Genomic DNA, 26,501 nt, shown 5'->3' with positions numbered 1-26,501 from the left:
GTCGGCGCGTTAGCAAATGGGAGGGATCATGAAGCTGAGACTCTTAATATCGGTCTGCGCAATGACGGGAGTTGCCGCATATGCGGCAGATACAGATCCGAAAAACGTAACCTATGATGACTATGGCGCTATCGAGGTCTCTTTGACAGGCGTTACCGGTGACGCGGCAAACGGCGCGCTTATCGTTGGCGACAAGTCAAAAGGCAATTGCGTGGCGTGCCACGCGGTCTCGGCCTTGGCCGACATTCCGTTCCATGGCGAAGTTGGACCGATACTGGACGGTGCCGGTGATCGTTGGACCGAAGCAGAGCTTCGCGGATTGGTCGCAAACGCAAAGATGACGTTCGAAGGCACGGTAATGCCGGCATTCTACAAGGATGACGGCTATATCCGCCCGGGCGACGCCTACACGGGCAAAGCACCGAGCGCGCCGTTGATGTCGATCCTGACAGCACAGGAAATCGAAGACGTGGTCGCGTTTCTTGCGACCTTGAAAGAGGAATAATCGCGCTTTCTGGCGTGAATTCTCGAAGATTCAAAGGAGATTGAAAATGGAACTCTCTCGCCGCGAGACTCTGGCCCTTGGGCTGGGCGCCGCGTTCCTGACAATTATGCCGTTACGCGCAAATGCGGCCGCTGAAGATGCAATCGCCGCATTTACAGGCGGGGCAGATGTGGCTGACGGCGGCGTCACGCTGACAGCACCGGAAATCGCAGAAAACGGGAACACCGTACCAATCGAGGTTAACGCTCCGGGTGCTGCTGCAATTCTCATTGTGGCCGCGGGCAACCCCGAGCCGGGTGTCGCAACGTTCAATTTCGGCCCGCTGGCTGCTGAACAAGCCGCTTCAACCCGCATCCGTCTTGCCGGAACGCAAGATGTCATCGCCGTGGCGAAGATGGCAGATGGCAGCTTTGCCAAAGCGTCCGCGACCGTAAAAGTGACAATCGGCGGCTGCGGCGGCTGATCGCCACGCGCCCTGAAGAACAGGAGACTAACCAATGGCATCCGGTGTAAAACCCCGCGTCAAGGTTCCAAAGACAGCCGCTGCTGGTGAAACCATAACGATCAAGACTCTGATCAGCCACAAGATGGAAAGCGGCCAGCGTAAGGATAAAGCAGGCAACGTTATTCCGCGTTCGATTATCAACCGTTTCACCTGCGAGTTTAACGGAGAAATGGTGGTTGATGTGACTATGGAGCCGGCGATTTCGACCAATCCGTACTTTCAGTTTGAAGCAACTGTGCCTGAAGCCGGCGAGTTCGTTTTCACTTGGTACGATGATGACGGCTCTGTCTACGACGAGAAAAAAACGATCGAGATCGCCTGACGGCTCGACCACTAAGGAAGGTCAGTGCCGGTTGTGAATTCTGGCGCTGGTCCACCAAGGGAGGAACGCAATGAATACCAAGGCACTAACGGCGATCGCGGCAGTTCTGGTTTTCCCAGTGGCGGCAATGGCCGGACCGGACGACGACAATCTTGTGATCAATGACGAGCTGGACATGACCTCGGTCACCGAGGCGCCAGCGCATGTCGAGAACTTCGATACGATCTACTCGGGCTGGCATTTTAGGACAGATGAAACCCAGGCGCTTCAAATTGATGATTTCGACAATCCGGCGATGATCTTCGTCGATCAGGCTGCCGATCTCTTTGAGACGGTTGATGGTGCCGCTGGCGAAAGCTGTGCCTCGTGCCATGATGGGGTGGAAAGCTTCAAAGGATTGCAAGCGTCCATGCCAAAGGTTGATGCCGAAAGCGGCAAGCTGGTGGTCATGGAAGATCTGATCAACAAATGCCGTACGGATCGCATGGAGGCGGATGCCTGGAAATGGTCTGGTGGGGACATGCAGGGTATGGTCGCCTTGATCGGTCTGCAGTCACGCGGGATGCCTATGGATGTCGCTATTGATGGCGATGCTGCCCCGTTTTGGGAGCAGGGCAAGGAAATGTACTATACCCGCTACGGTCAGCTGGAGCTGAGCTGTGCCAACTGTCACGAAGACAATTGGGGCAATATGATCCGAGCGGATCACCTGAGCCAGGGTATGATCAATGGGTTCCCGACTTACCGTTTGAAGCAGGCCAAGCTGATCTCGCGCCACAATCGTTTCCGCGGTTGTATTCGCGATACGCGGGCGGAAACCTTTGCTGAAGGGTCGGACGAGTTCCGTGCGCTGGAGCTCTATGTTGCCTCGCGTGGCAACGGGCTTTCAGTCGAAACTCCTGCAGTACGTCAGTAACGAACGACCCGCGTGGGCAATGCCCGGCGCGGGTTTTTCATACGAATAACATTCACACATTTATATGTATCATAGGAAAGCTGATAGATGATTTCTCGACGTGACTTCTTGCAGGTTTCAATGGCGGCATCGGCACTGTACGGAACGTCCGGGTTTGGCAACTGGGCCAGACTTGCTGCACAACAAAGCCTGACACAGGATCAACTGCTGGAGTTTGAGACCTTTGGTAACATCAGCCTGATCCATGTCACCGATATTCACGCGCAACTCAAGCCGATTTACTTCCGTGAGCCCGAGATCAATCTTGGGATTGGCGATGCGCAGGGTCAGATGCCGCATGTTACTGGCGCCGCTTTCCGCAAGGCCTACGGTATCGAAGATGGAAGCCCGTCGGCCTATGCACTGACCTACAATGATTTCTCGGCACTGGCGAAGGCTTATGGTCGGGTCGGTGGTTTGGACCGGGTCTCAACTGTCATAAACGCAATTCGAGCGGACCGTCCCGATGCCCTTCTATTGGACGGTGGCGATACGTGGCACGGTTCCTATACCTGCTATCAGACGGCCGGTCAGGACATGGTCAATGTCATGAACGCGCTGAAACCCGATGCTATGACCTTCCATTGGGAGTTCACGTTGGGCAGCGACAGGGTTAACGAAATCGTCGAAGGTTTGCCCTTTGCGGCCTTGGGTCAGAACATCTTTGATGCCGAGTGGGATGAACCTGCAGAATTGTTCCAACCCTACAAGTTCTTTGATCGGGGCGGTGCAAAGGTCGCCGTGATCGGCCAGGCATTCCCTTACATGCCAATCGCGAACCCGGGCTGGATGTTCCCTGAATACTCTTTCGGTATCAGGGATGAGAACATGCAAGCCATGGTGGATGAGGTTCGTGATGCCGGCGCCGATGTTGTTGTCGTCCTCAGTCACAACGGCTTTGACGTGGACAAGAAGATGGCAGGCCGGGTGCAAGGGATCGACGTGATCCTCAGCGGCCACACTCATGATGCGCTGCCCGAGCCGGTTCTGGTGGGTAAAACGCATATCATCGCGTCTGGCTCGAACGGAAAATTCGTCAGCCGCGTCGATCTCGACGTGAGGGACGGGCAGATGATGGGGCTGAAGCACAAGCTGATCCCGATCTTCTCGGACGTCATTGCGCCCGATCCAGCGATCACTGCGCTGATCGACGAACAGCGTGCGCCATATGAAACCGCGCTGGGCGAGGTGATCGGCAAAACGGACTCGTTGCTCTACCGCCGCGGCAACTTTAACGGCACCTGGGATGACCTGATTTGCAATGCGCTGCTTAGCGAACGCGAAGCGGATATCGCGATGTCGCCCGGCGTCCGTTGGGGACCCTCAATCCTGCCGGGACAGGAGATTACGCGCGAGGACATCTGGAACGTCACATCGATGTCGTATCCCAATGCCTATCGCACAGAAATGACAGGCGAATTCATCCATGTGATCCTCGAGGATGTCGGTGACAACCTGTTCAATCCCGATCCCTACTACCAGCAGGGCGGTGATATGGTCCGCGTCGGTGGTCTTGGCTACCGCATCGATGTGACCAAACCGCAAGGGCAGCGGATCAGCGAAATGACCCTGCTCAAAACGGGTGAAGCGATTGATCCTTCGAAAACCTACGTCGTGGCTGGTTGGGCCAGTGTCAACGAGGGCACTGAGGGCCCGCCGATCTGGGATGTCGTCGAAAATCACGTTCGCAACCTTGGCACCGTAACGGTGCAAGAGAACACCAGTGTCGATGTTGTCGGCGCTTAAGAAACAGATGGAGACCTAAGAGATATGGATGACGCGTTCAAACCGTCCCGCCGGGCCTTCCTGAAAGGTAGCGCCGCGGTCGCCGCAGGGTCTGTTGCAGGGGCAGCAGCGGCAGACACGCCCGACCCGCTGATAACAGAACTTCAGGATTGGGCGTCTTACACGGGTGCCGGTGTCGATGAGTCACCTTACGGTATGCCAATCAGCTTCGAATCCCATGTCGTTCGGCGCAACGTGGAATGGCTGACCGCCTCTCCGATTTCGTCGATCAACTTCACACCAATCCACGCGCTTGATGGCACGATCACTCCGCAAGGGTGTGCCTTTGAACGTCACCATTCAGGTGCGATCGAGCTGCGCAAAGAGGATTATCGCCTGATGATCAACGGGCTGGTCGATCGCTCGCTTGTGTTTACTTACGACGACATTGAGCGGTTCCCGCGCGAAAACCACGTGTATTTCTGCGAATGTGCGGCGAATACCGGTATGGAGTGGGCGGGTGCGCAACTCAATGGCGTCCAATTTACCCACGGCATGATTCACAACATGGAATACACCGGCGTTCCGCTGCGGACGCTATTGCAGGAAGCAGGCGCCGATATCTCACCAGACAAATGGGTCTATGTTGAAGGCGCAGATGCCTCATCCAATGGCCGCTCCATCCCGATGGAAAAAGCGCTGGATGACGTGTTGGTGGCTTTTAAGGCAAATGGCGAAGCGCTGCGGATGGAGCATGGATACCCCGTGCGACTGGTCGTCCCGGGCTGGGAAGGCAACATGTGGGTCAAGTGGCTGCGCCGCATCGAAGTCGTCGATATGGCGGTCGAAAGCCGGGAAGAAACATCAAAATACACCGATGTTTACGCCGATGGCACAGCCCAAAAATGGACTTGGGTGATGGATGCAAAATCCGTCATCACCTCACCCAGCCCGCAAATGCCGATCAAACACGGGCCGGGCCCGCTGGTCATTTCCGGACTTGCCTGGTCAGGCCACGGGCAAATTACACGGGTCGATGTGTCCAAGGACGGTGGGATCACCTGGGAGACCGCGCGCCTTGGCAAACAGGGCGACAGCAAGGCTTTGACGCGTTTCTATCTCGATACGAACTGGGACGGAGCACCAATGCTTTTGCAGGCCCGAGCGATAGACGAGACCGGCTACGTGCAGCCAACCAAAGACCAGCTGCGCGAAAAACGCGGAGAAAACGCGGTCTATCACAACAACTGTATCCAGACTTGGTACGTAAGCGCAGAAGGGATCGCTGAGAATGTCGAAATCTCTTAGTCATGTTTTCCTGCCCGTATTTGGCGGCACGGCGTTGGTGCTTGCGGCAGCTGTGGCTTTCGCGAACCGAAACTACGGCCAGGCGAAGATAGAAACTTTGGAAACCCGGATTGGCCAGGTCGAAGCGCACGCAGCAACGGCCCAGGAAAAAGCGCAGGCAGAAGCCAATCGAGCAGCCGAGTTAGAGCTTAAGGTTGAAGAAATACAGGCTGCGGCGGCAGAACGGGCAGCGAATGGTATGAACCTGACCGCGCCCGTGCCCGACCGTGACGGTACCTTTGGGCTTGGGCGGCTCGCACTGGAAGAAGAGATCATGGCCTGGGACGTTGACGTCTTGCCTGATGGGCGTGGCCTACCCGTTGGATCAGGCGACGTCTGGACCGGTGAAGAGGTGTTTGTCGACCGCTGCGCGTCGTGCCACGGCGAATTTGCCGAAGGTGCCGACAACTGGCCTGTTCTGGCCGGTGGGTTCGATACGCTTGCGGACGACGATCCTGTAAAAACCGTCGGATCTTATTGGCCGCATTTGTCGACCGCATGGGATTACATCTCCCGCTCAATGCCCTTTGGTGAAGCGGGCACACTGACACCGGATGAGACCTACGCAATTGTCGCATACATCCTCTATTCCAATGATTTGGTGGATGACGATTTCGAGCTGAACAACGAAAACTTCGCCGATTTCGAGATGTACAACATGGACGGCTTTGTCGTCGATGTTCGACCCGAGACCGAGTACGCCGAATGGAGCGAAGAACCTTGCATGGAGAACTGCAAAGCAGAAACCGCCGTTACGATGCGCTCTGTCTTTCTGGTTGAAACCCCGCCGGAGGGTGGTTCGAACTCGGTCATGAATGATGCCAATCCGGATGAGTTGCCGACATTTACGGCAGAAGGGCCCACGTTCATTCCCGTAGCTGCGCCAAAGCCGGAAGAAGAGGCCGCCGCAACACCAGCAGTTCAGGAAGCCGCTGAGGTCGACGGGGCGGCAGAACTGGTTGCCGCTGGAGAGAAAGTCTTCAAGAAGTGCAAGTCCTGTCATCAGGTCGGAGACGGTGCAAAGCACAGCACCGGGCCTGCGCTGAATGGGGTGATCGGAGCCAATGCCGGATCGGTCGAGGGGTTCAAATATTCCAAAGCGATGAAGGCCGCTGCCGAGGCAGGGCTCGTCTGGACCGATGAAGAAATGACCGCCTTCCTCACGAAACCCAAGGAATACATGAAAGGCACTCGGATGTCTTTTGCAGGCCTTAAGAAACAAGGCGATGTCGAAGCTTTGATCCTCTATCTGAAGACGTTTGGAAGTTGACGATGCGTTGGGCGAACGCACTGGTTTGCGCCGTGTTCTTTGGGGCTATTGCCTCATCGACCTACGCGGCAGAAGACCTTGGCGATGCTGAGGTGGGAAAAGCAGTGTTCGCCCAATGCAAAGGCTGTCATCAGGTTGGACAAGGGGCAGAAAACAAAATCGGGCCGCATCTGAATGGGGTTTTTGGGCGCAAGGCAGCAGGTCTGGATGGCTTCAACTATTCCAAGAGTCTCGTGCGTGCGGGAAACTCAGGTCTGGATTGGCATGCGGATACTCTTTCGGCCTATATCGAAAACCCACGCGCCTTTGCGTCAGGCACGAGAATGAGTTTTCGTGGCCTGAAAGATCCAGAAGACAGGGCAAATGTGATCGCCTATCTACGTGGATTCTCCGACAATCCTCAGGACATCCCCGAAGCGGATCCAACGGCGAAGGGCACGGACCATTCTGTCGACCCCGCGATCCTGGCGATTCAAGGAGATCCTGAGTACGGCGCATATCTCAGCAGCGAATGTACAACATGCCACCAGATCGAAGGTAACGATGAGGGTATTCCTTCGATCGTGTATTGGCCGGACGAGGACTTTGTCGTCGCGATGCACGCTTACAAAGAAAAACAGCGGCCACATCCGGTCATGCAAATGATCGCAGGACGGCTGAGCAATGACGAGATCGCAGCTTTGGCCGCCTACTTCAATAATCCAAACTAACATTGCCCAACGGGAGGAAACGCGATGACACTCAACAGACGAGTATTTCTCGGAGCTGCCGGCGTAGTGGCGGCCGGGCTATCGGCACCGATGGTGTTGGCTCAAGGCAAACCACGAGTCGTTGTAGTCGGCGGCGGTGCGGGCGGCGCAACTGCCGCTCGTTATATTGCAAAGGACAGCAAGGGTGAGATCGACGTGACGCTGATTGAGCCGTCGCGGACCTACTACACCTGTTTCTTCTCAAACCTGTATCTTGGAGGGTTTCAAGAGCTATCGGACATCGCCCACAGTTATGGCACACTTGCCGCGAACTACGGCATCAACGTTGTCCATGATTGGGCCACAGGTGTGGATCGCGATGCCAAGACTGTGTCCCTGGCCGGCGGCGGATCCGTTCCGTATGACAAGCTGATCCTGAGCCCGGGTATCGACTTTGTGGATGGCGCGGTCGCGGGCTGGGATGTCTCGGCGCAGAACAAGATGCCGCATGCGTACAAGGCTGGTTCTCAGACCGAGCTTCTGAAAGCGCAGATCATGGCAATGCCCGAGGGTGGTACCGTTGCGATGGTCGCCCCTCCGAACCCGTACCGTTGCCCACCCGGACCGTATGAGCGGGTTTCAATGGTTGCGCATGTTCTGAAAGCGAACAACCCGACAGCGAAGATCATCGTTGCTGACCCGAAACCGAAGTTTTCCAAGATGTCGTTGTTCCAAGAGGGTTGGGCCAACCACTACGAAGGAATGGTTGACTGGATCGGCGAGGATTTCGGCGGCGGCAATGTATCCGTAAACCCGGACGCAATGACGGTGACCATCGACGGCGAAGAAACAAAGGTCGATGTCTGCAACGTGATCCCAGCGATGAAAGCCGGACGCATCGCGGAAATGGCAGGCGTGACCGATGGCAACTGGGCACCCGTGAACGCCGCGGATATGTCCTCCAAGGCCGATCCGGATATTTACGTTCTTGGTGACGCCAGCCAGCAGGGTGACATGCCGAAATCCGGTTTCTCGGCCAACAGTCAGGCAAAGGTCTGTGCGAATGCCGTGCGAGGTGCGTTGACCGGTTCCAAAGTGTTCCCGGCCAAATTCTCCAACACGTGCTGGTCTCTCATTGATACCGATGATGGCGTGAAGGTTGGTGCAACCTACGAGGCAACACCAGAAAAGATCGCCAAAGTGGACGGCTTTATCAGCCAAACGGGCGAAGATGCCGACCTGAGGAAAGCAACTTACGAAGAGTCGCTGGGTTGGTACGCCGGTATCACCTCAGACATGTTCGGTTAAGGCATTCGGGGGCTTTGGCCGGTGTCAAAACCCCCGATGAGCGATCTGAGAAAATGCGGTTCAGGAGGAGGACTAAAACCATGAAACACTTTATCGCTGCGGCCACGTTTTCAGCTGTTCTTGCGAGCCAGACATTTGCGGAAGAGGTCATCACCACCCCGTTTGATGGCAGTTTTGATGATGCGACATTCGCCGTCGAGTCCGCGATTGTGGGGCAGGGGTTGGTCATCGACTATGTGAGCCATGTTGGCGAAATGCTGAATCGAACAGGCGCTGATGTCGGTAGCGATAAACAGATATTCGCCGCCGCAGACATCTTCATTTTCTGCTCGGCGAAAATCTCGCGCGAGGTGATGGAAGCCGACCCGATGAATATCGGCTTCTGCCCCTACGGGATTTTTGTAGCCGAAAATGAAAGTGGCGTGATGGTGGGATACCGAAGCTACCCTGACGGGCCGATGCAAAAGGTCCAGTCCCTGTTGTCCGGGATCGTGGAAGAGGCTGTTGGGAACTGAAATGAACTACCAACAGTATTTTAGAGACCAATTGGAGCAGTTGAAAGAAGACGGGAACTACCGGATTTTTGCTGATCTCGAACGACAGCGTGGTGCATTTCCAACCGCACGCAGCTACGCGGAAAACGGCCCCGAAAACGTCACTGTTTGGTGTTCGAACGATTATCTCGGTATGGGCCAGCACCCCAGTGTTCTTGCGGCAATGCACAAGGCGATTGATGAAAATGGTGCTGGGGCAGGTGGAACGCGGAATATCTCAGGAACCACTCACGCGCATGTTTTGCTGGAACAAGAGCTCGCTGACTTGCACCGCAAAGAGGCGGCATTGCTGTTTACGTCAGGTTACGTGTCGAACTGGGCCGCATTAGGCACTTTGACATCCCTCATTCCCGGCATCACTGTTCTGTCTGACGAGCTGAACCATGCCTCGATGATTGAGGGTATTCGCCACAGTCGTTGTCAAAAGCGGATTTGGAAACACAACGATGTGGCGGATCTTGAAAGACACCTTGCTGAACTGCCTGCCAATGCCCCTAAGCTCATTGCGTTCGAAAGCGTCTATTCCATGGATGGCGATATCGCACCAATTGCCGAGATCTGTGATCTGGCGGACCGCTATGGTGCGATGACCTATTTGGATGAGGTTCACGCCGTCGGGCTTTATGGACCGCGCGGCGGTGGCATTGCGGAACGCGAAGGCCTGATGGATCGGCTAACCGTCATCGAGGGAACATTGGGCAAAGCGTTCGGCGTAGTCGGTGGATACATCGCGGCGTCGAAAGAGCTTGTCGATTTTGTCCGGTCCTTTGCTAGTGGGTTTATCTTTACCACCGCATTGCCTCCGGCCGTGGCTGCAGGCGCAACGGCTTCGGTTCGGCACCTGAAACAAAGCAATGCGGAACGACATCTACACCAGCAGCGCGTGCGCGAAGTTCGAGACAGGCTGGACGATCTGGGTATTCCGTATACGCCGAACCCAAGTCACATCATTCCGGTCATGGTCGGCGATCCGGTCAAGTGTCGCTTCATCTCTGATGTATTGATGCGTGACTACGGGATTTATATCCAGCCAATCAACTATCCAACCGTCCCCAAGGGAACGGAACGTCTGCGGATTACACCATCGCCGGTGCATTCCACCGAAGACGTGGATCGTCTGATATCTGCATTGGCTGAGTTGTGGACGCAATGCCAATTGGCGCGCAGGCCAATGGCCGCGCAATGACAACTTGACCGAAGACAAGGATTCACACGCGACGAAGTGAGAGTTTCTGTTCATGGAGAGGCTCATCGATCTGTTGGGAGACCCTGGCGCCTTGGCATTTGCCGGAGTGCTCGTCGGTGTCTTGTTCGGCGTGACTGCTCAGAAGTCTCACTTTTGTTTACGAGCATCGACCGTCGAAGTCGCCGAAGGCGAGTTTGGTCCTCGTCTTGCGGTTTGGCTGATCGCTTTTACTGCGGCGCTCTCCTTAGTACAGGCGCTTGTCTGGTTTGAGTGGCTGGACCTTTCCGGGACACGCGCCATCGCGTCGACGGGCAGCGTTAGCGGCGCGGTAATTGGTGGGTCGATGTTCGGCGTCGGTATGGTTCTGGCGCGCGGATGTGCATCTCGCCTGTTGGTACTGGCCTCTTGCGGTAATCTGCGCGCGCTCGTGACAGGATTGGTTTTAACCTTGGTGGCTCAGGCAGCTTACACGGGCGTTCTCAGTCCTGCGCGCGAGTTGCTTTCTGGTATCTGGACTGTCTCAGGAGGCGCGCCGCGCGATCTTTCGGAAATACTTGGTTTTTCGCCAGTGACGTATACAGCCGTCGCAGCCTTGGGATTGGTGTTGGCAATTGCATTTGCATTCCACCGGAAGGTCACGCTTGCAAGAATCGTAACAGCCGCAGGAGTTGGCGTGGCTGTGGCGCTGGGCTGGATGATGACATTTGCCATCGCGCAAGCATCTTTTGAAGTTGTGCCTGTGTCGTCAGTCACGTTTACCGGGCCGGCCACGGATACGCTTATGGCGTTGGTTGCCGAGCGAAACGTCGTGTTGTCCTTCGGTATCGGCCTTGTTCCGGGTGTCGCAGTTGGTGCAGCAGGCTCGGCCTTGGTTGCAGGGGAGTGGAGGGTCGAACGGTTTGGTCCGGATACTCCGATGGAACGCTACCTCGTTGGAGCTGTCCTCATGGGGTTCGGTGCGATGCTGGCAGGAGGTTGTGCCGTAGGTGCCGGGCTTTCAGGAGGGTCCGCCCTGTCATTGACCGCATGGCTTGCCGTTTTTTTCATGTGGGTCGGGGCGATCTGCACGCATAGGTTATTGATGCGAATGCCTGTTCCGCAACGTTCCTGAGTTACTCGAATTCCATTTGTTCAAAGACGCGCCCGGCATTTTTCGTCGCCAGTTCCTCAAACGTATCCAAGTGGGCGTACGGTGACTGATCGACGTAATAAGCCTCAGCCAGATCACCGCCCGCATCCATATGCTCTTGAATCTTGCCGCGCAGATATATCAGGTAGTCGCGGGTATAGCGGCGCACCTGATCCATGTTTGTCGGATGGCCGTGCCCGGGAATGACATATGTAGCTTCCAAAGCCTCGAATTCGTTGTCCCAGCTTTCCAGCCAATCTGCGGTGTAGGTCTCCTGAAAAATCGGCAACATACGCTCGTGAAAGGCCATATCACCCGCGATGACAAGGCTCTGGTTCGGCAACCAGATCGAGATATCGCCGGGACTGTGTGCAGGCCCGAGATATTTTGCCTCAATCCGAAACTCACCCATTTCAACCACGTACTCATCATCGAATGTCTCGGTTGGGCCAGCCAGGAATGTCCCTTCTGCCTTGTCCTGATTGTATCGCTGCATTCCTTCGAGGATCTGAGGGCCGTATTCCTCGAATTCGGCTGCTGCATCCGAATGAGCGATGATAGGAATGCCGAGTTCTGACCAGTACGCGTTGCCCAGCATCGCGTGCCCCTGACCATTCTCGTTGAAGACAAGCTTGACCGGTTGATCTGTGATTGCCTGAATTTCCTTGTGAAGCGCTTCGGCAAGGACATAGGCAGCGCCGCCGTTAATAACCACCACGCCTTCACCGGTTACAATGAAACTGAGGTTGTTGTTGTGGCCAGAGTTTTCATAAGTGGGCGGAGCCGTCGCGCCAATGGCGGAATAGACGCCGGGGATGTACTCGACCGGCTTGGAATACAGCATGCTTTGCGGGTATTGGTCCGCAATATCCTCGCTTGCCCAAGCTGGTGTGGCGAAGGTCAAGGCAACTATGAGCGATCGCATCATGAAGGCTCTCCAATAAATCGATATGCGGAGTCGGTCTTTTCGACCCGGCCAACCCCTCCGTTCGGCAGGTGGAAGCCAATGATTTTCATTTGTTCCTGAGATATCTGATCCAGCAGCGAGTTCCGCGTGGATGCGGCGGCTTGGGGATCCTGATCAGTGCCACTGTGCCAATCGGGACGTTCAAAAGCCACGTGCGGATTTCCGAGCGCGTCGCCGACGATCATCGCAGAGTCACTGCCATTTCGAATTTCAAAGGCCATGTGACCGGGCGTGTGCCCAAAGCTTGCATGGGCGGCAATACCGGGAAGAATCTCTTGCCCATCATCAAAGAACGCGACCTGATGCTCAATTGCTTCCATACGCCGTTTTGCGCCCACGGCGAACGCAGCGCGATCTTCCCCGACCGAAGCCACTGTTGAAGGGTTCCACCAATAATCCCATTCATTGCGGCCAATATGATGCGTGGCGTTGGTGAAAAGCAGATCGTCGAAGTCATCCAGAACACCCCAGATGTGATCGGGGTGCGCATGGGTGAAGATCACGTGCGTGACGTCTTCGGGCGACAAGCCGATTGTTTCAAGAGTTTCCAAAAGCTTGCCGGATGTGGGTATGAAATCCGGGCCAGCTCCAACATCGAACAGGACCGTGTTTTCATCATCGCGATAGAGCGCCACGTTGCACTCTGGTTCGTACGTGGTCACGTCCACTTGTTTGCTGTTCAGAAGCAACTCGAGTTCTTCCTTCGGCATCGAGCCGAAGACCATTTCCGGCGGCAACGACAGGTACCCGTCTGACAATGTAGTAATCCGGGCCGAAGAACCGAGCTGAAACTCCGCCCGAACGATTTTGGATTGAGCGCCAAGCGCCGCGAGGCACGCGGCGCTGTACAAGAAAGTGCGTCGAGAAATTGCATTTCCACTCATATACAATCAATAAAATGAATATTATAATTTGTAAATGACGAAAGATGGAAATGGATGCGACGCGCGCCCTTCTGGATCGGCGTGTCACGGTTAGGAAACCGCAGGTGAGATCAGGGTCTCACTTCAATGCAGCGAACTATTCAGTTTCTACGCGGCCCTCCGCTCTGCAATTGATATCGCCAAATCAGTGAGCATTTCTGCAGCGTCCCTCAGAGTAAGCGGCAGTGCACGCGCTGTTATCGAATACGATCTCAAACATACCAATGAGATCGCGCCTCGATATGCAGCGCTTGGGCGGAAACCCGTGTAGCTGATCTGGGGCGCGATTCTGGGTTCAGAGCTTCATGTTCTAGAGAGCTGCCATTTCTCAATGGAAGACCAACTTGAAATGATCGCAAGCTTATTGGTTGACTTCCTGAAGATGAATACATGACGCAGGACACCAAAAGCCGTCGCTAATGAATAGATCATGGGTGGATGTTTTGTCCCGCTTTCCTGACTTCCAATGATCCTTCGATCTATCAACCAGAGGCGACGAACCTTCTCAGCACGTTGTTCGTGATACGTTCGACCTGTTGATCCTTACGAACCAAGCCCGTGACCCATTCGCAGGTGCCGGCAGTAAAGACCTCTCCTTTACCGCGGTGCCAATGCAAGATTACGCCGTTTCCGCGCGCACTGCGATCTAATGTGACTTCCGTAACGGTTCCAAACAGGGCTTTTGCTTTAAACTTGGCCTCATCGTCGCCGATATACGCTGTCTCACCCCATGCCCCGTGGTCAGGTTCGATATTGGTCGCCAGCCCCATCGCCAGTATTTCCATGTTCGGGTCTGCACCGTCTGTTCCTGTGGCATAGGGCAGTCCATCCTGCATTCGATAGTCCACCCCGTCGACCTCATAGCCGAATATGCGCGACCCGGCCCCCAGCTGATCGCCATATCCGAGCTCGGTTCCTGCCATCGCCCAGTGACCGGGGCGGTAGACAGTGAAGCCACCGCTACCTTGCCCTACGCAGCGGCCCAAACACGCGTAAATTCCTTTTAGTCCATTCGCCCCAAAGGTTTTCGCACCGGGCCAGTTGACTGGTGGGACATCCCATGCGGCTGTCACCAGATGCTCCTGATCGGTTCCCAAAAGCGGATCTTGTTCGGCCTTGTATTTGTAACAGACCTGAGTACGGCCTTCGTCTTCAATGCGTGTCTGCCAAAGGAAGTTCCCGGCAAACCGTGCCACCTTGCCTCCGCCTTCGGTAAACCGGTCGACCGAATGTCGCATATTGGCTGACCAATATTCGTCATGCCCCACGAAAACTGCGCATTTATAGCGGTTCAGAAGATCCGGTTCGTCTTCAAGATCGTGCTGAGTGGCGATTTCGAATTCGAACCCCTCAGACTCAAGCCAGCGCGCGAAATGACGTTCGTAACTGGCCCAGCCTGCAGACGCATATTTCTTGGAATAGCCATAGGCATAAGCCCATTCCATATAGGGATAGCGCACCATAGTCCCGGGTGTGTGTGGCGTCTCGGGGACTGCACGAGGGGCGCCGTTGGGAAGCCTGCAGAAGCCCCGGCTCCATGGCCGTTGGGTAGAAACGACAGCTGAAAATTCGTTGCCGCCGGGTCCAGTGATTCCTTCGTAGTGGTTTGAGCCTCCCCAGCAATTGTAGGCAAGCCAGGTGCCCGTCGCGCAGATCAACACCATGCTCGGCGCAGTATTGCTGGAGGCACCACGTACGAGGATCAGGTGATGTTCCTCAACGCGATCACCGTTGCGCTCGGCGCTAAACGTAATCAGGTAGCCACCCGGTCGCCAGTTGGCTGGGATGGTGAACTTGTGACTAATCTGCCAATTGCATCCCTTGACCGAGCAATCGACAGGGGTTTCCTGATGCGAGCCCGCCAATCCTTGTTCACGTAACACAGGTTCATAATTTAACCCGTCGCGACCTACTTCCAGGTCCCATGTCTTAGCCGTAGTCGAAACATGCAGCGCCACTGTGTCACCCGGCGCATAGCTCATGCGGGGGGTATAGCCCCAGATTTCCAACACCGCATCATCCCGGGCCGGTCCGATGAAATAGTTATCGAGGATATGCCGCGCCTTGCTGCGGGTGCGGGGTGCGGTGGCTGGCGATGGCCCTTCTGAATTCGTCATTTTCCTATTCCGGTAGGTATTTTTCTGACCAGTCTTCGCTGGCCGCGCCGGATGCAATCATCGTTGCGATCCGCTCCTCGGGAAAGCCCAAATCCGAAAGAACACGGCGAGTGTCCGCGCCGTATTTCGGCATTGGGTCAGGAATGGTGATCTTTGCCCGGGATGGACGCACCGCGTTGGGAGCGACCAGATCGCACCAGCGCCCCATCGGATGCAAATCATGGCGGATGGCGCTGAACGTACTTCGGTTCAAATCAACCGCGCCTGCACTCTCCATCTGCAAAACCGCATCGCGCGTGTCGTGCAAAGAGCCCAACGGCATGACAGTGGACGAGGAACCTGCAAATGCGTCTGCCCAATGTGTGGCAGAGCGGATAGCGAAACGCTCAACCAAGGCATTCGTCAACTGACATTCGGGCGTTTCCGCCAAATCCGCCAATTCGGCAATCATACGCAAAGCATTCTGCCGTTCTGTTGGCGCGGCAAAGAACATCCAACCGTCCGCGGCCCGGTAACAGTGATAGAATGGACCCCAGCCCAGCGCCTCTCGGCCAGTTGGTTCGTCAAAGGGTGCGCGGCCGTCAAAATCGTACATCAGCTGAGCCTGAATTAGATTGCCAGCTCCAGCTAGCGCAGCACGTGCGATGCCACCTTTGCCGGTCTGTTCTAGACGCAGCAGCGCCGCCCCTAACGCTACGCAGGCGCAATATCCGGTCAGTACGTCAATCGTGCCAAAATGGGCGTGTTCCTCAGGCGTTTGCATTCCGCCTCCAAATCGTACCATGACCCCTGTCGCCGCCTGCGCAAGATCGTCATAGCCCAGATGGTCTGATTTCGGGCCGCGCGCGGGGCCGCCAAAGGCATCGAGCTGTACCAGGATCAGGCGCGGATTGATTGCGGCCAACTGTGCCTCGCCCAGCCCCAGCGCATCGCGTTGCTCATCCGTGCCATTCATGGTGATGACGTCACTGTCTGCAATCAGACGGCGCAGGGCGTCCTGCCCATCTTCACTGCGTAGGTTCAGAAGAATGCTATCTTTACCGCGATGGGCGTGCAGACCAAATACCACCGTATTCCAGGGATCCACTGAGGGCTCGACCGGTTGAACGGACGTCACCTTGGCTCCGAACCGGGCAAGGGTGGAGCCAATGGTCGGCCCTGCGATAACATTTGTCAGATCCAGAACTTTCAGACCATCAAGCCAGCCTCTGAATTCTGTACCGACACCTCCTGATCGCTTTGGCTCAGCAAGAATATCAGAGAGGGGTGCGCTGTCAGGCTCTGGGCCGGGACGTTTGTCCATGGCGTTCGTGTCACCTGCCAGCCAGGCCACATTACCCATTTGCCGCATCTTGCCATGGCGTGGGTCATCTACCTCAATAACCAGGCCAGAGGCCAGCGCGTGGGGATCGGCCATCCACTCCTGGCTGAACCGCTGCGCGGTGGCTGGCGCTTTTGCGGCGCCAAACAATGCCTCCCACTCATGCGAGGATCGCGTCAGAAACGCCGCTTTCATTGCGGAAGACACCTTTTCGCGGTCCCGGTCGCCGACAGGGTAATTGCGAAGCGACCATTCATCTGTCCAGTCCGCTTTATCCAGATAGGCATCGAAGTCGGGCAGTTCGTCGGCCAACTCTTCCAAGCCCAAGATCTTCAGCACCCTGCGGGGGTGCGTCTTCACGCTGCCCGCCACGACGTAGAATCCGCGCCCATCCGCACAGGTATAGGTGCGGTAAAACGGGTCGAGAAACTCCTCCAGTTCAGCAAAACTCAGGTCCAGCGGCAGCCCCTCCGCGGCACGCCGGTCCAGTTCTACCTCGCGCGGGGATTTGTAACGCTCAGGGTAATCCTCAATCTGTTCACAATTGTAGACGAGCCCTTCGAGCAACGCAGACGCAAGCGGAACCTCGATATGCTCGCCGCCATTGTCACCGCGCGCGAGCAGAGCGAATTGTACCGCCATAGCTCCGAAGGCTGCCCCGTAGGCTGACGCCAGCGTCAAAGGTGTAAACGACGGGTTGATCCCCATCAGACGGCGGTTCAATCCCATGTCGGTAAATTGCCCTGTGCAGGCGGCGATGACCGCTTCCCAAGCAGGCAGGTCGGCCAATGCGGGGTCCGTAGATGCGAAGCCCGGTAGTGAAAGCGAAATTATCCGTGGGTTGATCGCAATTAAATCCCGTGGCCCCAGCCCCAGCCGTTTCATAACTCCGGGGCGAAAATTCTCGATCACCACGTCCGAGCGGGCTATGAGATCGCGTGCCGTGGCAAGGCCCGTGCGCGATTTCAGATCAAGTGTCACCGCAGTTTTCCCACGTGAAAGCATATCTGTCGCGGGTTCTTTCAGCCTCGGCCCACCGGGCGGATCTATGCGGATCACTTCAGCCCCCAGATCGGCCAGCATCATACCAACGAGTGGTCCAGCCAAGTATTGGCCGAAATCGAGCACCCGGATGTGTTCCAGCGGACGAGTGGTCATGTCAAATTCTCCAGTCGTGGGAGCAACTCTCCCCGTTTTGAACGAGTTTAGGAGTGTGGGTGTCACCAATACTGCGCCGATCCCGACAAAAACTGCGCGAGTTTTGGCATGAGGCCGACCTGATCGTCTTCGCTACTGCGGTGTAGCTTGCGCTTTTGCGGTGCACTTTGCGGCCAATGATTGAGTGAATTGAAGACGTCGACAGGCGGCAGATCAGCGTCCGTGGTTCGAACCATGTGCCGGACATGTTTATACAATGCACAGAGGCTGAGGGCTCAAGAGGATGCCAGTTGTCGTGGGTGGATGACCTGATCTGCCCCTTGTCCGTGATAAGATAACGCGCCTCTGAATGACCAGTATATCCGCGCGATTGAGCCTATTTCGTAGGAACTGATGAATGAAAGGCATCGCAGCATCGGAATCTGCTTTGCACTTGTTGACCTAGTTTGGCGGTTTGTGCTCCAACAGGATCACTTCGTTCGGATATTGCGCGCCTTTGAAAGAGATCGTTAGGGCTTGCTTTAGTCAACTTTGAGCAAGCGGCCACCAGAATTGCCTTTTCGCCTGACAGATAGTCAAATCTCTGTAACAGATACCAAAGCAGTGATCAGCAAACGTGTCACTATCACCGTTGGCATCAAGGTCATCGGAAGAAATTTTCCGTTGACTCATTAACTCCGCAATTATATCCGCCGCTCAGCTTTCTAAAGAGAGCTTGACTTGGAGTATACGCAGATGAAATGGCTTCATCTTCATAACGCCGGACAGATAGAACCTGCGTAGTGCTACTCGGCAATTACGCTGAGCTGCTGTACTCTTATCTTCAATACATCTCAGAAAAGGTTTGTTCGAATGCCTGATGAACAGCCCGTTTCCGACTCCATTTACGGTATCGACCGTTGGGGCAAAGGTCTGCTCACCGTCCTTGCGAACGGTGATGTTGCTCTGTGTGATCCTGCCAATCCCGAGGCTGCGGCAGTAAGCCTGCCGGCGATCCTGCATGACTTGCAACAGCGCGGCATCGCCAGCCCGATGGTGTTGCGCGTCAAAAGTTTCCTTGAAGCGGAAATCCGGCATTTGAACGAGAGCTTCGCGCAAGCCATTTCAAGGACTGGATACCGTGCACCTTATCGCGGGGTTTTCCCGATCAAGGTAAACCAACAAGCACAGGTCGTGGATCGGATCATCGAATTTGGCCGCCAGTATGACTATGGCCTTGAGGCGGGATCCAAACCCGAACTTGTTATTGCCCTGGCTCATCGCTTGTCGAAAGAGGCGCTTATTGTTTGCAACGGGGTCAAGGATGCAGAATTCGTACGCTTGGCGATCCTGTCACGCCGTTTGGGATTTAATACAGTAATCGTCCTGGAGAGCCCAAAGGAAGCAGAGATCGTCATCGAAGTCGCGAAAGAGCTGGGGATCGATCCGTTGCTGGGGGTTCGCGTGAAGCTGACCAACCAGATCAGCGGCAAATGGCAAAGCAGTTCGGGGGATCGATCAGCTTTTGGCATGAACACCGACCAGTTGTTGCGCGTTGTGGATCGCCTGCGAGACGAAGGTTTGTTGCATTGTCTGAAGCTGCAGCATTCCCATCTGGGCAGTCAGGTCCCGGACGTGAACGATGTGCGCCGCGCCGCGACCGAAGCTTGCCGCTATTTCACCGAACTGACCCGCGAAGGTGCGCCCTTGACCCATCTGGATCTGGGCGGGGGTCTTGGCGTGGATTACACCGGTGAAAAACGAGCGACCGAAAACTCGATCAACTACTCGATGTCAGAGTACTGCGCCAATGTGGTGGAAACCGTGGCCTATGCCATGGATGAGGCCGAGATCGATCACCCAATTCTGGTGACGGAAAGCGGCCGGGCGGTCACGGCGACGTCGTCCATGCTCGTCTTCGACGTGCTGGAGAGTACGCTTTATGACGCGCCGGACGCACCGGCGGTTGAACCGGATGATAACCACCTGGTGTCGGATCTGGCCGCAATTTCGGGATATCTTGTGCCTGAACGGGTGCAGGAATGCTGGAACGATGCTCGGTTCTATCGGGACGAACTGCGTGCCTTGTTCCGCCGCGGCTACGTGGATCTGCGCCAGATGGCGCGGGCCGAACGCATCTATCTGAACCTCATGGCACGGATCAAAACGATCACCCCCGAGGCCGAGCAAAGCGGTGATCTGGAAAAGGAACTGCAGAAGATTGCGGATGTGTATCACTGCAACTTTTCGGTTTTCCAGTCGCTCCCCGATGTTTGGGCGATTGATCAGCTACACCCGATCGTGCCCCTCCAGATGCTGAACCAAGAGCCTGACCGGCGCGTGGTCTTGTCGGATATCACGTGCGACAGCGACGGAAAGCTGGATCAGTTCATACTGGCAGGCTCAACCTCGCCGTCCTTGCCTGTGCATTCTCTACCTGAAGCCAAGCCCTATTATCTTGGGGTCTTCTTCGTGGGCGCCTATCAGGAAACGCTGGGGGATCTGCACAATCTCTTTGGAGACACGAATGTGGTAACAATCGACTTGCGGGCCGACGGCGGGTTCGATCTGCTCCACGAACAGGAGGGCGATACCATTGCCGAAGTGCTTTCGTATGTTGAGTATGATCCGGCCGATTGTATCGCCGCCTTCCGCAAGATGGTGGACGAAGCGATCTCGGCAGGGAAGATCAGGGCTGATGAACGCAAGACGCTGATCGGGTCCTATCGCGACTCGATGAATGGATACACCTATTTTGAATAACCACGATCAGGAGAAACCCATGGGAAAGACACTTGTCGTAGGCGCCGGCGGCGTCAGCCATGCCGCAGTGCACAAGATGGCAATGAATGCCGATATCTTCACGGATATCACTCTGGCCAGCCGGACCAAGTCGAAATGCGATGCCATCGCGGCCAGCGTCAAGGAACGCGTGGGTGTGGATATCAAGACGGCACAATTGGATGCGATGGATGTCGCGTCCACCGTGGCGCTTATCCGTGAAACCGGGGCCGAGATTCTGGTGAACCTCGCGCTGCCCTATCAGGATCTGAAACTGATGGACGCGTGCCTGGAAGCCGGGTGCCATTATTTGGATACCGCAAACTATGAGCCCGAGGATGAAGCCAAGTTCGAATATCATTGGCAGTGGGCGTATCAGGACAAGTTCAAAGAAGCCGGGCTTATGGCGATCCTGGGTTCAGGATTTGATCCGGGCGTAACGTCTGTTTTTGCGACCTGGTTGAAAAAGCACAAGCTGGACACCATTCGTCAGATTGATGTGCTCGATGCGAATGGCGGGTCGAATGATCAAGCCTTCGCCACCAACTTCAACCCCGAGATCAATCTGCGCGAAGTGCTGCAGGAAGCACGCCACTGGGAAAACGGCGATTGGCGGACCACACCTGCCATGTCCCACAAGGTTGAGTTCGACTTTCCGGGCATTGGTCCGAAGAATATGTACCTGATGTATCATGAGGAACTGGAGTCGCTTTCGACTCACTTCCCCGAAATCGAGCGTGCCCGTTTCTGGATGACCTTCGGCGACGCTTACATCATGCACGCCAAGGTTCTGGAAAACGTCGGTATGACCCGCATTGACCCAGTGATGCATGACGGTAAGGAAATCATCCCGATCCAGTTCCTGAAAACACTGCTTCCCGATCCCGGTGATCTGGGCGAGCAAACCAAGGGCAAAGCCTGCATCGGCGACATTGCCACCGGACAGGCAAAGGATGGTTCGGGCGAGAAGACCTATTACATCTACAACATCTGCGACCACGAGGAATGTTACGCCGAAGTGGGCTCGCAGGCAGTGTCTTACACCACCGGCGTTCCGGCGATGATCGGCGCGGCGCAGGTTCTCAAAGGCAACTGGGTCGAACCCGGCGTCTGGAATATGGAGCAGCTGGATCCCGACAATTTCATGGATATGCTGAATGACCATGGTTTGCCCTGGCAAGTGCATGAACTGGACGGCCCGGTTACGTTCTGATCCATAACAAGACCGCGCGGGAGGGACACCCTTCCTGCGCCCTGACCAGGTGGGACCCATGTCCGAGATGATGACGACACAGGCCGGCGATGCTGGTGCCTTTCGCGATTTTGACCTGAGCCGCGTTCCTTCGCCCTGTTTTGTCGTTGACGAAAAGGCTGTCGAGCGGAACCTGTCGATCCTAAAAGATGTCTCAGACCGATCCGGCGCGCATGTTCTGAGCGCACTCAAGGCCTTTTCCATGTATTCTCTGGCGCCTCTGGTGCAGAGATATCTCGGCGGCACCTGTGCCAGTGGTATCTTCGAGGCGCGATTGGGGCGCGAAGAATACGGGGGTGAGGTTGCAACGTTCTGCGCGGGCTACAAAGCACAGGACATGGCCGAGATATTGGCACTCTCTGATCATATCATCTTCAATAGCCCCGCGCAGAAAGACCGTTTCCTCGATCAGGCCCGGAACGCCAGTGTGCAGGTTGGGCTGCGGATCAACCCCGAGCACTCGGAGGGTGAAATTCCGAAATACGATCCTTGCGCGCCATGTTCCCGGCTCGGCACGCCTGTCAGTTCTCTGACGGACGAAAACATGGCAGGCGTGGATGGCGTTCACATGCACACACTATGTGAGCAGGGTTTTGAACCGTTGGCCCGGACATGGGCCGCAGTTGAACCTCAGCTGGCCCCCTATCTGCCTAACCTGAAATGGGTGAACTTCGGAGGAGGGCATCACATAACCCGTGCGGATTATGATCGTGACGCATTGGTTGCATTCCTTCAGGAGGTTCGAACCAAACATCAGGTTGACGTTTATCTAGAACCGGGTGAGGCCGTGGCGCTGGATGCGGGTATTTTGGTGGGTGAAATCCTCGATTTACCTGTCAACGGCATGAATCTCGCGATCACAGACATCTCGGCAACATGTCATATGCCAGATGTGATCGAAGCCCCGTATCGTCCCGCGCTGATGAATGAATCCGAGGCGGGAACAACCTATCGGCTGGGCGGTCCGTCCTGCCTCGCGGGGGATGTGATCGGAGATTACACATGGCCCGCTTCGCTGACCATCGGGCAGCGCTTTGCGTTTCTCGATCAGGCTCATTATTCGATGGTCAAAACCAACACCTTCAATGGTGTCCCGTTGCCTGCCATCGCTCTGTGGAATAGCGAGACCGACGCGCTGAAAATCGTGAAACAGTTTGGCTATGAAGATTTTAAGGAGAGGCTCTCATGAGTGTTTTTCTGGACAGTGAGCTTACCCAGGCGGAACGGGATGCAGCCGGACGTTTTCATGTCATTCCCGTACCGTTGGAGCGCACCGTCTCATACGGCTCTGGCACGGCATCCGGACCAGACGCAATCATCGAGGCATCCAACGAGCTTGAACGCCTGTGCAAAGGCAAGGAACCCTGCGGCGCAGGCATCTATACACACCAACCGATAGATTGCGAAGGGCCACTGCCTGAGGTGATGGAGCGCATCGCCGCCGCGACCGAAGCCGTCGCGAAAGCCGGCAAAATCCCCGTGACTTTGGGCGGCGAACACTCCCTGAGTTACGGCGCAGTATCCGGAGTAGCGCGTGCATTGGGCCAGCCCATCGGCATTGTGCAGATTGACGCCCATGCTGATCTGCGGATTGCCTATCAGGGTGAAAAACACTCCCACGCGTCGGTGATGCACCTGCTGGTCGAAGATGGCATTCGTCTGGCTCAGTTCGGTGTGCGCGCGCTTTGCCCACAGGAAGCAGAAAGTCGTTTGGCCAACAAGGTCTTTCACGTGGACGCCGAGGAACTGGTGACGGGAAACATCTTATCGGTGGAATTACCGGAAGACTTCCCCGAACTGATCTATGTGAGCTTTGATGTGGATGGTTTAGACCCCAGTCAGATGCCTGCAACGGGAACACCGGTTCCAGGCGGATTATCGTTCTATCAGGCATTGCACCTTGTAGAAAATGCGCTGAAAGGCCGACGCTGTGTCGGTTTCGACGTTGTCGAACTTGCGCCCAACGGCGAAGCGGCGTGGGATTTTACCGCGGCCCAGATCACCTATCGCCTAATGGCGGCGTGCGACGGTTGAGAACGGTCGCACGTAAGATCTGTTGGACCTGAATTCTGCTATGCACGGTGAAGCACTGGCGCTCGCAACCTGTTCAGGAAACGAGCTGGATTTCAGAGCGTAGCTTTCAGCCAACAGTTCAGCCACGCCCGCGATAAGGCGGAACACCCTGATCAGGAACCCAAACATTCTCGGGCAAGGGTCCGGTTTGCCAGAACACGTCGATCGGGATGCCACCACGCGGATACCAGTAGCCGCCTATGCGCAGCCAGCGCGGTTTCATAAACTCTTGCAGGCGGCGGGCAATCGAAATCGTGCAATCCTCGTGAAACGCCCCGTGGTTGCGGAAAGAACCCAGAAACAGTTTCAGCGATTTGCTTTCTACCAGCCAGTCGCCGGGTACATAGTCGATGACCAGATGGGCAAAGTCCGGCTGCCCGGTCATCGGGCAAAGCGATGTGAATTCGGGCGCAGTGAAACGCACATTGTAATACACGTCAGATTGCGGGTTTTGCACCCGCTCCAAAACGGCTTCGTCAGGATTGGTCGGCAGGACGGTGTCGCCGCCCAGTTGGGTAAGGTTGCTGTAGATATCGCTCATAGCCGTCTCCGTTCGTTATACGCCGCGTTTGTTGCCCCAGACCAGCACGTGCAACTGGGGCAAGATACGCGGGGTGAACCACCCAACGCTCAGGGTTTTGTCAATCAGCCATTCCAGCCGTCCGGTTGCCTGAGTCAGATCGACCGGCAGATCGGGGTCGGTTTCCGGGTTGCCGGGCTGCAGGTACAAGGGCAGATGCGGATAGCGGTTGGCTACATCCTGCGCCCAGGTGAAATCGGTCTCATCGAAGATTACGATCTTCAGAACGGTGTTTTCGGGGCGGACCGCCAGACAAGCCTCGAACATGGCCCAGTCCATCTGCTCACCGCTGCTGGGCGGTTTCGGGCTGAGCACCAGATTGGCCAGATCCGTAAACCAAGGTTTTGCGACCGAGCCTTGTGTCTCGCAGGCAAAGAGGTAACCCGCATCCGAACCGTGCCGGATCAGCGGTCCGAAGTCCTGAATGGCGGGGTTGCCGCCCGACAGGGACACGGTCAAAGGCTGCCCGCCGGACAGGTGTTGAACTTCGGTCCAGATATCCTCGGTGCTCATGGCCTTCCAATCGTGGCGAAAGGCGCTGTCGACCGCGTGCAGGCTATCGCACCACGCGCAACGGAAGTCGCAGCCACCGCTGCGCACAAAGACAGTGGGTTGTCCGATCAGTGCGCCCTCGCCCTGAACGGTGGGGCCAAAGATTTCTGCGATGCGCAGGGTCATGGCCGGTACTCGGCCCAGGTCTTGGGCGTCTCGGATACTTTCACTGCAGCCGTTTCCGGCCAGCGTGCGGTGCACCAATCATAGAAATGCCGCGCCATGTTTTCGGCGGTGGTCACGCAGTTCAGTACATCATTCAGGTGCTGATGATCGAACGTTTCGTCAATATAACTCTTGAGTGGTTTCAGTTCATGATAGTCCCGCACGAACCCGTCGTTATTCAGATCGCGCGAGGCCAGTTCGACCACGACGATATAATTATGCCCATGTAGTCTCGCGCATTGGTGATCGTCAGGCAGGTGGGTTAGTTGATGTGAAGCGGAGAAGTGAAATTCCTTGGTGATCCTGTACATCAGGCGCGTTTCCTCTCGACCGCCTGACGCCAGAACTCTGGGTCTGCATAGAGGGTTGGATCGGGAACGCCCGCCAGATCGAATGCTTCGCGCCGTTCAACGCAAGTGCCACAGCGCCCGCAATGCAGATCGCCGCCTTTGTAGCAGGACCACGTCTGGTCAAATGGCGTGTTAACCCGCGCGCCGTCCGCTACGATATCGGCTTTCGCGCGATGCACGAATGGTACATGCAAAGCGACCTGCGCGTAGCCGTCCAGAGCTGCACGTTGCATGGTATCGAAAGCATCGGTGAAATCAGGGCGGCAATCGGGATAGATAAAATGATCCCCTCCATGCACCGCAGTCGCCACCGTATCATCCCCCTGTGCCGATGCGATGCCGTATGCAATCGTCAGCATGATGGCGTTGCGATTTGGGACCACGGTTACCTTCATGGTCTCTTCTTCATAATGACCGTCGGGCACGTCCAGATCATCGGTCAATGCCGATCCGGTCAACGTCGCCCCGACCGAGCGCAGATCGATCAGATGATGGGGGACGCCCAGCCGTGTGGCACAGGCGGCGGCAAAGTCGAGCTCTTTTGTATGTCGTTGGCCATAGTCGAATGAGACCAGGCGCGATAGGTGTCCCTGGCCCGCCAGCACATGTGCCAGAGACACAGAATCCAGTCCGCCAGAGCAGACCAAAGTCGTTTTCATGATGTCAGTCCTTGTTTTGATAACCGGGTAGGCTGCGACCGGCGCGGGGACCGCTACTGTATTTCACAGTCAGGCTCAATGCCGTTTTGATCTCACGTATCGTGCTGTCGGTATCGTGATCATTTTCGA

24 protein-coding genes are annotated in these 26,501 nt (G+C 56.0%); 16 read left to right on the top strand and 8 right to left on the bottom strand.

The window, feature by feature from the left end:
• The first annotated feature begins 28 nt into the window (after positions 1 to 28).
• The 12 genes from soxX to ACR0AZ_RS13155 all read left to right on the top strand — a co-directional run bounded on the left by soxX (position 29) and on the right by ACR0AZ_RS13155 (position 11,477).
• Positions 29 to 505 carry a sulfur oxidation c-type cytochrome SoxX gene (gene soxX, locus ACR0AZ_RS13210; protein ID WP_480659134.1) on the top strand — a complete coding sequence of 159 codons (477 nt, stop codon included), beginning with the start codon at positions 29 to 31 and terminating at the stop codon, positions 503 to 505.
• A gap of 46 nt (positions 506 to 551) precedes the next feature.
• Positions 552 to 968 carry a thiosulfate oxidation carrier protein SoxY gene (soxY, locus tag ACR0AZ_RS13205; RefSeq protein WP_480667630.1) on the top strand — a complete coding sequence of 139 codons (417 nt, stop codon included), beginning with the start codon at positions 552 to 554 and terminating at the stop codon, positions 966 to 968.
• A gap of 34 nt (positions 969 to 1,002) precedes the next feature.
• The gene (soxZ, locus tag ACR0AZ_RS13200; RefSeq protein ID WP_480667629.1) at positions 1,003 to 1,332 is read left to right on the top strand and encodes a thiosulfate oxidation carrier complex protein SoxZ; all 330 of its coding nucleotides are present in this window, start codon (positions 1,003 to 1,005) and stop codon (positions 1,330 to 1,332) included.
• A gap of 70 nt (positions 1,333 to 1,402) precedes the next feature.
• On the top strand, positions 1,403 to 2,248 hold the full coding sequence (gene soxA, locus ACR0AZ_RS13195; RefSeq protein ID WP_480667628.1) for a sulfur oxidation c-type cytochrome SoxA: 846 nt from the start codon (positions 1,403 to 1,405) through the stop codon (positions 2,246 to 2,248).
• Between the two features lie 87 nt (positions 2,249 to 2,335).
• Positions 2,336 to 4,033: a thiosulfohydrolase SoxB gene (soxB, locus tag ACR0AZ_RS13190; protein WP_480667627.1), complete on the top strand. Its 1,698-nt coding sequence runs from the start codon at positions 2,336 to 2,338 to the stop codon at positions 4,031 to 4,033.
• Between the two features lie 24 nt (positions 4,034 to 4,057).
• On the top strand, positions 4,058 to 5,320 hold the full coding sequence (soxC, locus tag ACR0AZ_RS13185) for a sulfite dehydrogenase (protein WP_480667626.1): 1,263 nt from the start codon (positions 4,058 to 4,060) through the stop codon (positions 5,318 to 5,320).
• The gene (locus tag ACR0AZ_RS13180; RefSeq protein ID WP_480472257.1) at positions 5,304 to 6,629 is read left to right on the top strand and encodes a c-type cytochrome; all 1,326 of its coding nucleotides are present in this window, start codon (positions 5,304 to 5,306) and stop codon (positions 6,627 to 6,629) included. Before soxC ends, ACR0AZ_RS13180 begins: the two co-directional genes overlap by 17 nt.
• A 2-nt stretch (positions 6,630 to 6,631) precedes the next feature.
• A complete protein-coding gene (locus ACR0AZ_RS13175) occupies positions 6,632 to 7,339 on the top strand; it encodes a c-type cytochrome (RefSeq protein WP_480667625.1) in 708 nt (235 codons plus the stop codon).
• Between the two features lie 24 nt (positions 7,340 to 7,363).
• On the top strand, positions 7,364 to 8,626 hold the full coding sequence (locus ACR0AZ_RS13170) for an FCSD flavin-binding domain-containing protein (protein ID WP_480472259.1): 1,263 nt from the start codon (positions 7,364 to 7,366) through the stop codon (positions 8,624 to 8,626).
• An 80-nt stretch (positions 8,627 to 8,706) separates the two neighbouring features.
• Positions 8,707 to 9,141 (top strand): DUF302 domain-containing protein, encoded by a 435-nt coding sequence (locus tag ACR0AZ_RS13165; RefSeq protein WP_480472260.1) that lies wholly within the window; start codon positions 8,707 to 8,709, stop codon positions 9,139 to 9,141.
• A gap of 1 nt (position 9,142) precedes the next feature.
• The gene (gene hemA, locus ACR0AZ_RS13160; protein ID WP_480667624.1) at positions 9,143 to 10,366 is read left to right on the top strand and encodes a 5-aminolevulinate synthase; all 1,224 of its coding nucleotides are present in this window, start codon (positions 9,143 to 9,145) and stop codon (positions 10,364 to 10,366) included.
• A gap of 52 nt (positions 10,367 to 10,418) precedes the next feature.
• Positions 10,419 to 11,477, top strand: coding sequence for a YeeE/YedE family protein (locus ACR0AZ_RS13155; RefSeq protein ID WP_480667623.1), 1,059 nt, complete (start codon positions 10,419 to 10,421; stop codon positions 11,475 to 11,477).
• A gap of 1 nt (position 11,478) precedes the next feature.
• On the opposite strand, the gene ACR0AZ_RS13150 is transcribed toward ACR0AZ_RS13155, so the two are convergent.
• From ACR0AZ_RS13150 to ACR0AZ_RS13135, 4 genes are all read right to left on the bottom strand, one after another.
• A complete protein-coding gene (locus ACR0AZ_RS13150) occupies positions 11,479 to 12,420 on the bottom strand; it encodes an MBL fold metallo-hydrolase (protein WP_480472908.1) in 942 nt (313 codons plus the stop codon).
• Positions 12,420 to 13,346 carry an MBL fold metallo-hydrolase gene (locus tag ACR0AZ_RS13145; RefSeq protein ID WP_480472263.1) on the bottom strand — a complete coding sequence of 309 codons (927 nt, stop codon included), beginning with the start codon at positions 13,344 to 13,346 and terminating at the stop codon, positions 12,420 to 12,422. The genes ACR0AZ_RS13150 and ACR0AZ_RS13145 overlap by 1 nt, the downstream gene beginning before the upstream one ends.
• A gap of 521 nt (positions 13,347 to 13,867) precedes the next feature.
• Entirely contained in the window at positions 13,868 to 15,502 is a 1,635-nt protein-coding gene (locus ACR0AZ_RS13140; protein ID WP_480472264.1) for a N,N-dimethylformamidase beta subunit family domain-containing protein, read from the bottom strand.
• 4 nt (positions 15,503 to 15,506) lie between these two features.
• The gene (locus tag ACR0AZ_RS13135) at positions 15,507 to 17,981 is read right to left on the bottom strand and encodes a CoA transferase (protein ID WP_480667622.1); all 2,475 of its coding nucleotides are present in this window, start codon (positions 17,979 to 17,981) and stop codon (positions 15,507 to 15,509) included.
• 852 nt (positions 17,982 to 18,833) lie between these two features.
• Here ACR0AZ_RS13135 and speA point away from each other — a divergent pair.
• Genes speA through speB form a run of 4 tightly spaced genes read left to right on the top strand, consistent with a single transcriptional unit; the run spans position 18,834 to position 24,027 of the window.
• A complete protein-coding gene (speA, locus tag ACR0AZ_RS13130) occupies positions 18,834 to 20,723 on the top strand; it encodes a biosynthetic arginine decarboxylase (protein WP_480667621.1) in 1,890 nt (629 codons plus the stop codon).
• A 19-nt stretch (positions 20,724 to 20,742) separates the two neighbouring features.
• The gene (locus ACR0AZ_RS13125) at positions 20,743 to 21,954 is read left to right on the top strand and encodes a saccharopine dehydrogenase family protein (protein WP_480659482.1); all 1,212 of its coding nucleotides are present in this window, start codon (positions 20,743 to 20,745) and stop codon (positions 21,952 to 21,954) included.
• Positions 21,955 to 22,012: 58 nt separating this feature from the next.
• Positions 22,013 to 23,182 carry a carboxynorspermidine decarboxylase gene (gene nspC, locus ACR0AZ_RS13120; RefSeq protein WP_480659483.1) on the top strand — a complete coding sequence of 390 codons (1,170 nt, stop codon included), beginning with the start codon at positions 22,013 to 22,015 and terminating at the stop codon, positions 23,180 to 23,182.
• Positions 23,179 to 24,027 (top strand): agmatinase, encoded by an 849-nt coding sequence (gene speB, locus ACR0AZ_RS13115; RefSeq protein WP_480659484.1) that lies wholly within the window; start codon positions 23,179 to 23,181, stop codon positions 24,025 to 24,027. Before nspC ends, speB begins: the two co-directional genes overlap by 4 nt.
• 118 nt (positions 24,028 to 24,145) lie before the next feature.
• On the opposite strand, the gene queF is transcribed toward speB, so the two are convergent.
• Genes queF through queC form a run of 4 tightly spaced genes read right to left on the bottom strand, consistent with a single transcriptional unit; the run spans position 24,146 to position 26,372 of the window.
• On the bottom strand, positions 24,146 to 24,607 hold the full coding sequence (queF, locus tag ACR0AZ_RS13110) for a preQ(1) synthase (protein WP_480472270.1): 462 nt from the start codon (positions 24,605 to 24,607) through the stop codon (positions 24,146 to 24,148).
• Between the two features lie 15 nt (positions 24,608 to 24,622).
• A complete protein-coding gene (queE, locus tag ACR0AZ_RS13105; RefSeq protein WP_480472271.1) occupies positions 24,623 to 25,324 on the bottom strand; it encodes a 7-carboxy-7-deazaguanine synthase QueE in 702 nt (233 codons plus the stop codon).
• The gene (gene queD, locus ACR0AZ_RS13100) at positions 25,321 to 25,674 is read right to left on the bottom strand and encodes a 6-carboxytetrahydropterin synthase QueD (protein WP_480472272.1); all 354 of its coding nucleotides are present in this window, start codon (positions 25,672 to 25,674) and stop codon (positions 25,321 to 25,323) included. The genes queE and queD overlap by 4 nt, the downstream gene beginning before the upstream one ends.
• On the bottom strand, positions 25,674 to 26,372 hold the full coding sequence (gene queC / locus ACR0AZ_RS13095; protein ID WP_480472273.1) for a 7-cyano-7-deazaguanine synthase QueC: 699 nt from the start codon (positions 26,370 to 26,372) through the stop codon (positions 25,674 to 25,676). Before queC ends, queD begins: the two co-directional genes overlap by 1 nt.
• Positions 26,373 to 26,501 lie beyond the last annotated feature (129 nt).

Source organism: Ruegeria sp. BE3 (assembly GCF_056538865.1).
The sequence above is the reverse complement of the archived record's forward strand: the minus strand, read 5'-3'. Positions and strand labels throughout refer to the sequence as shown.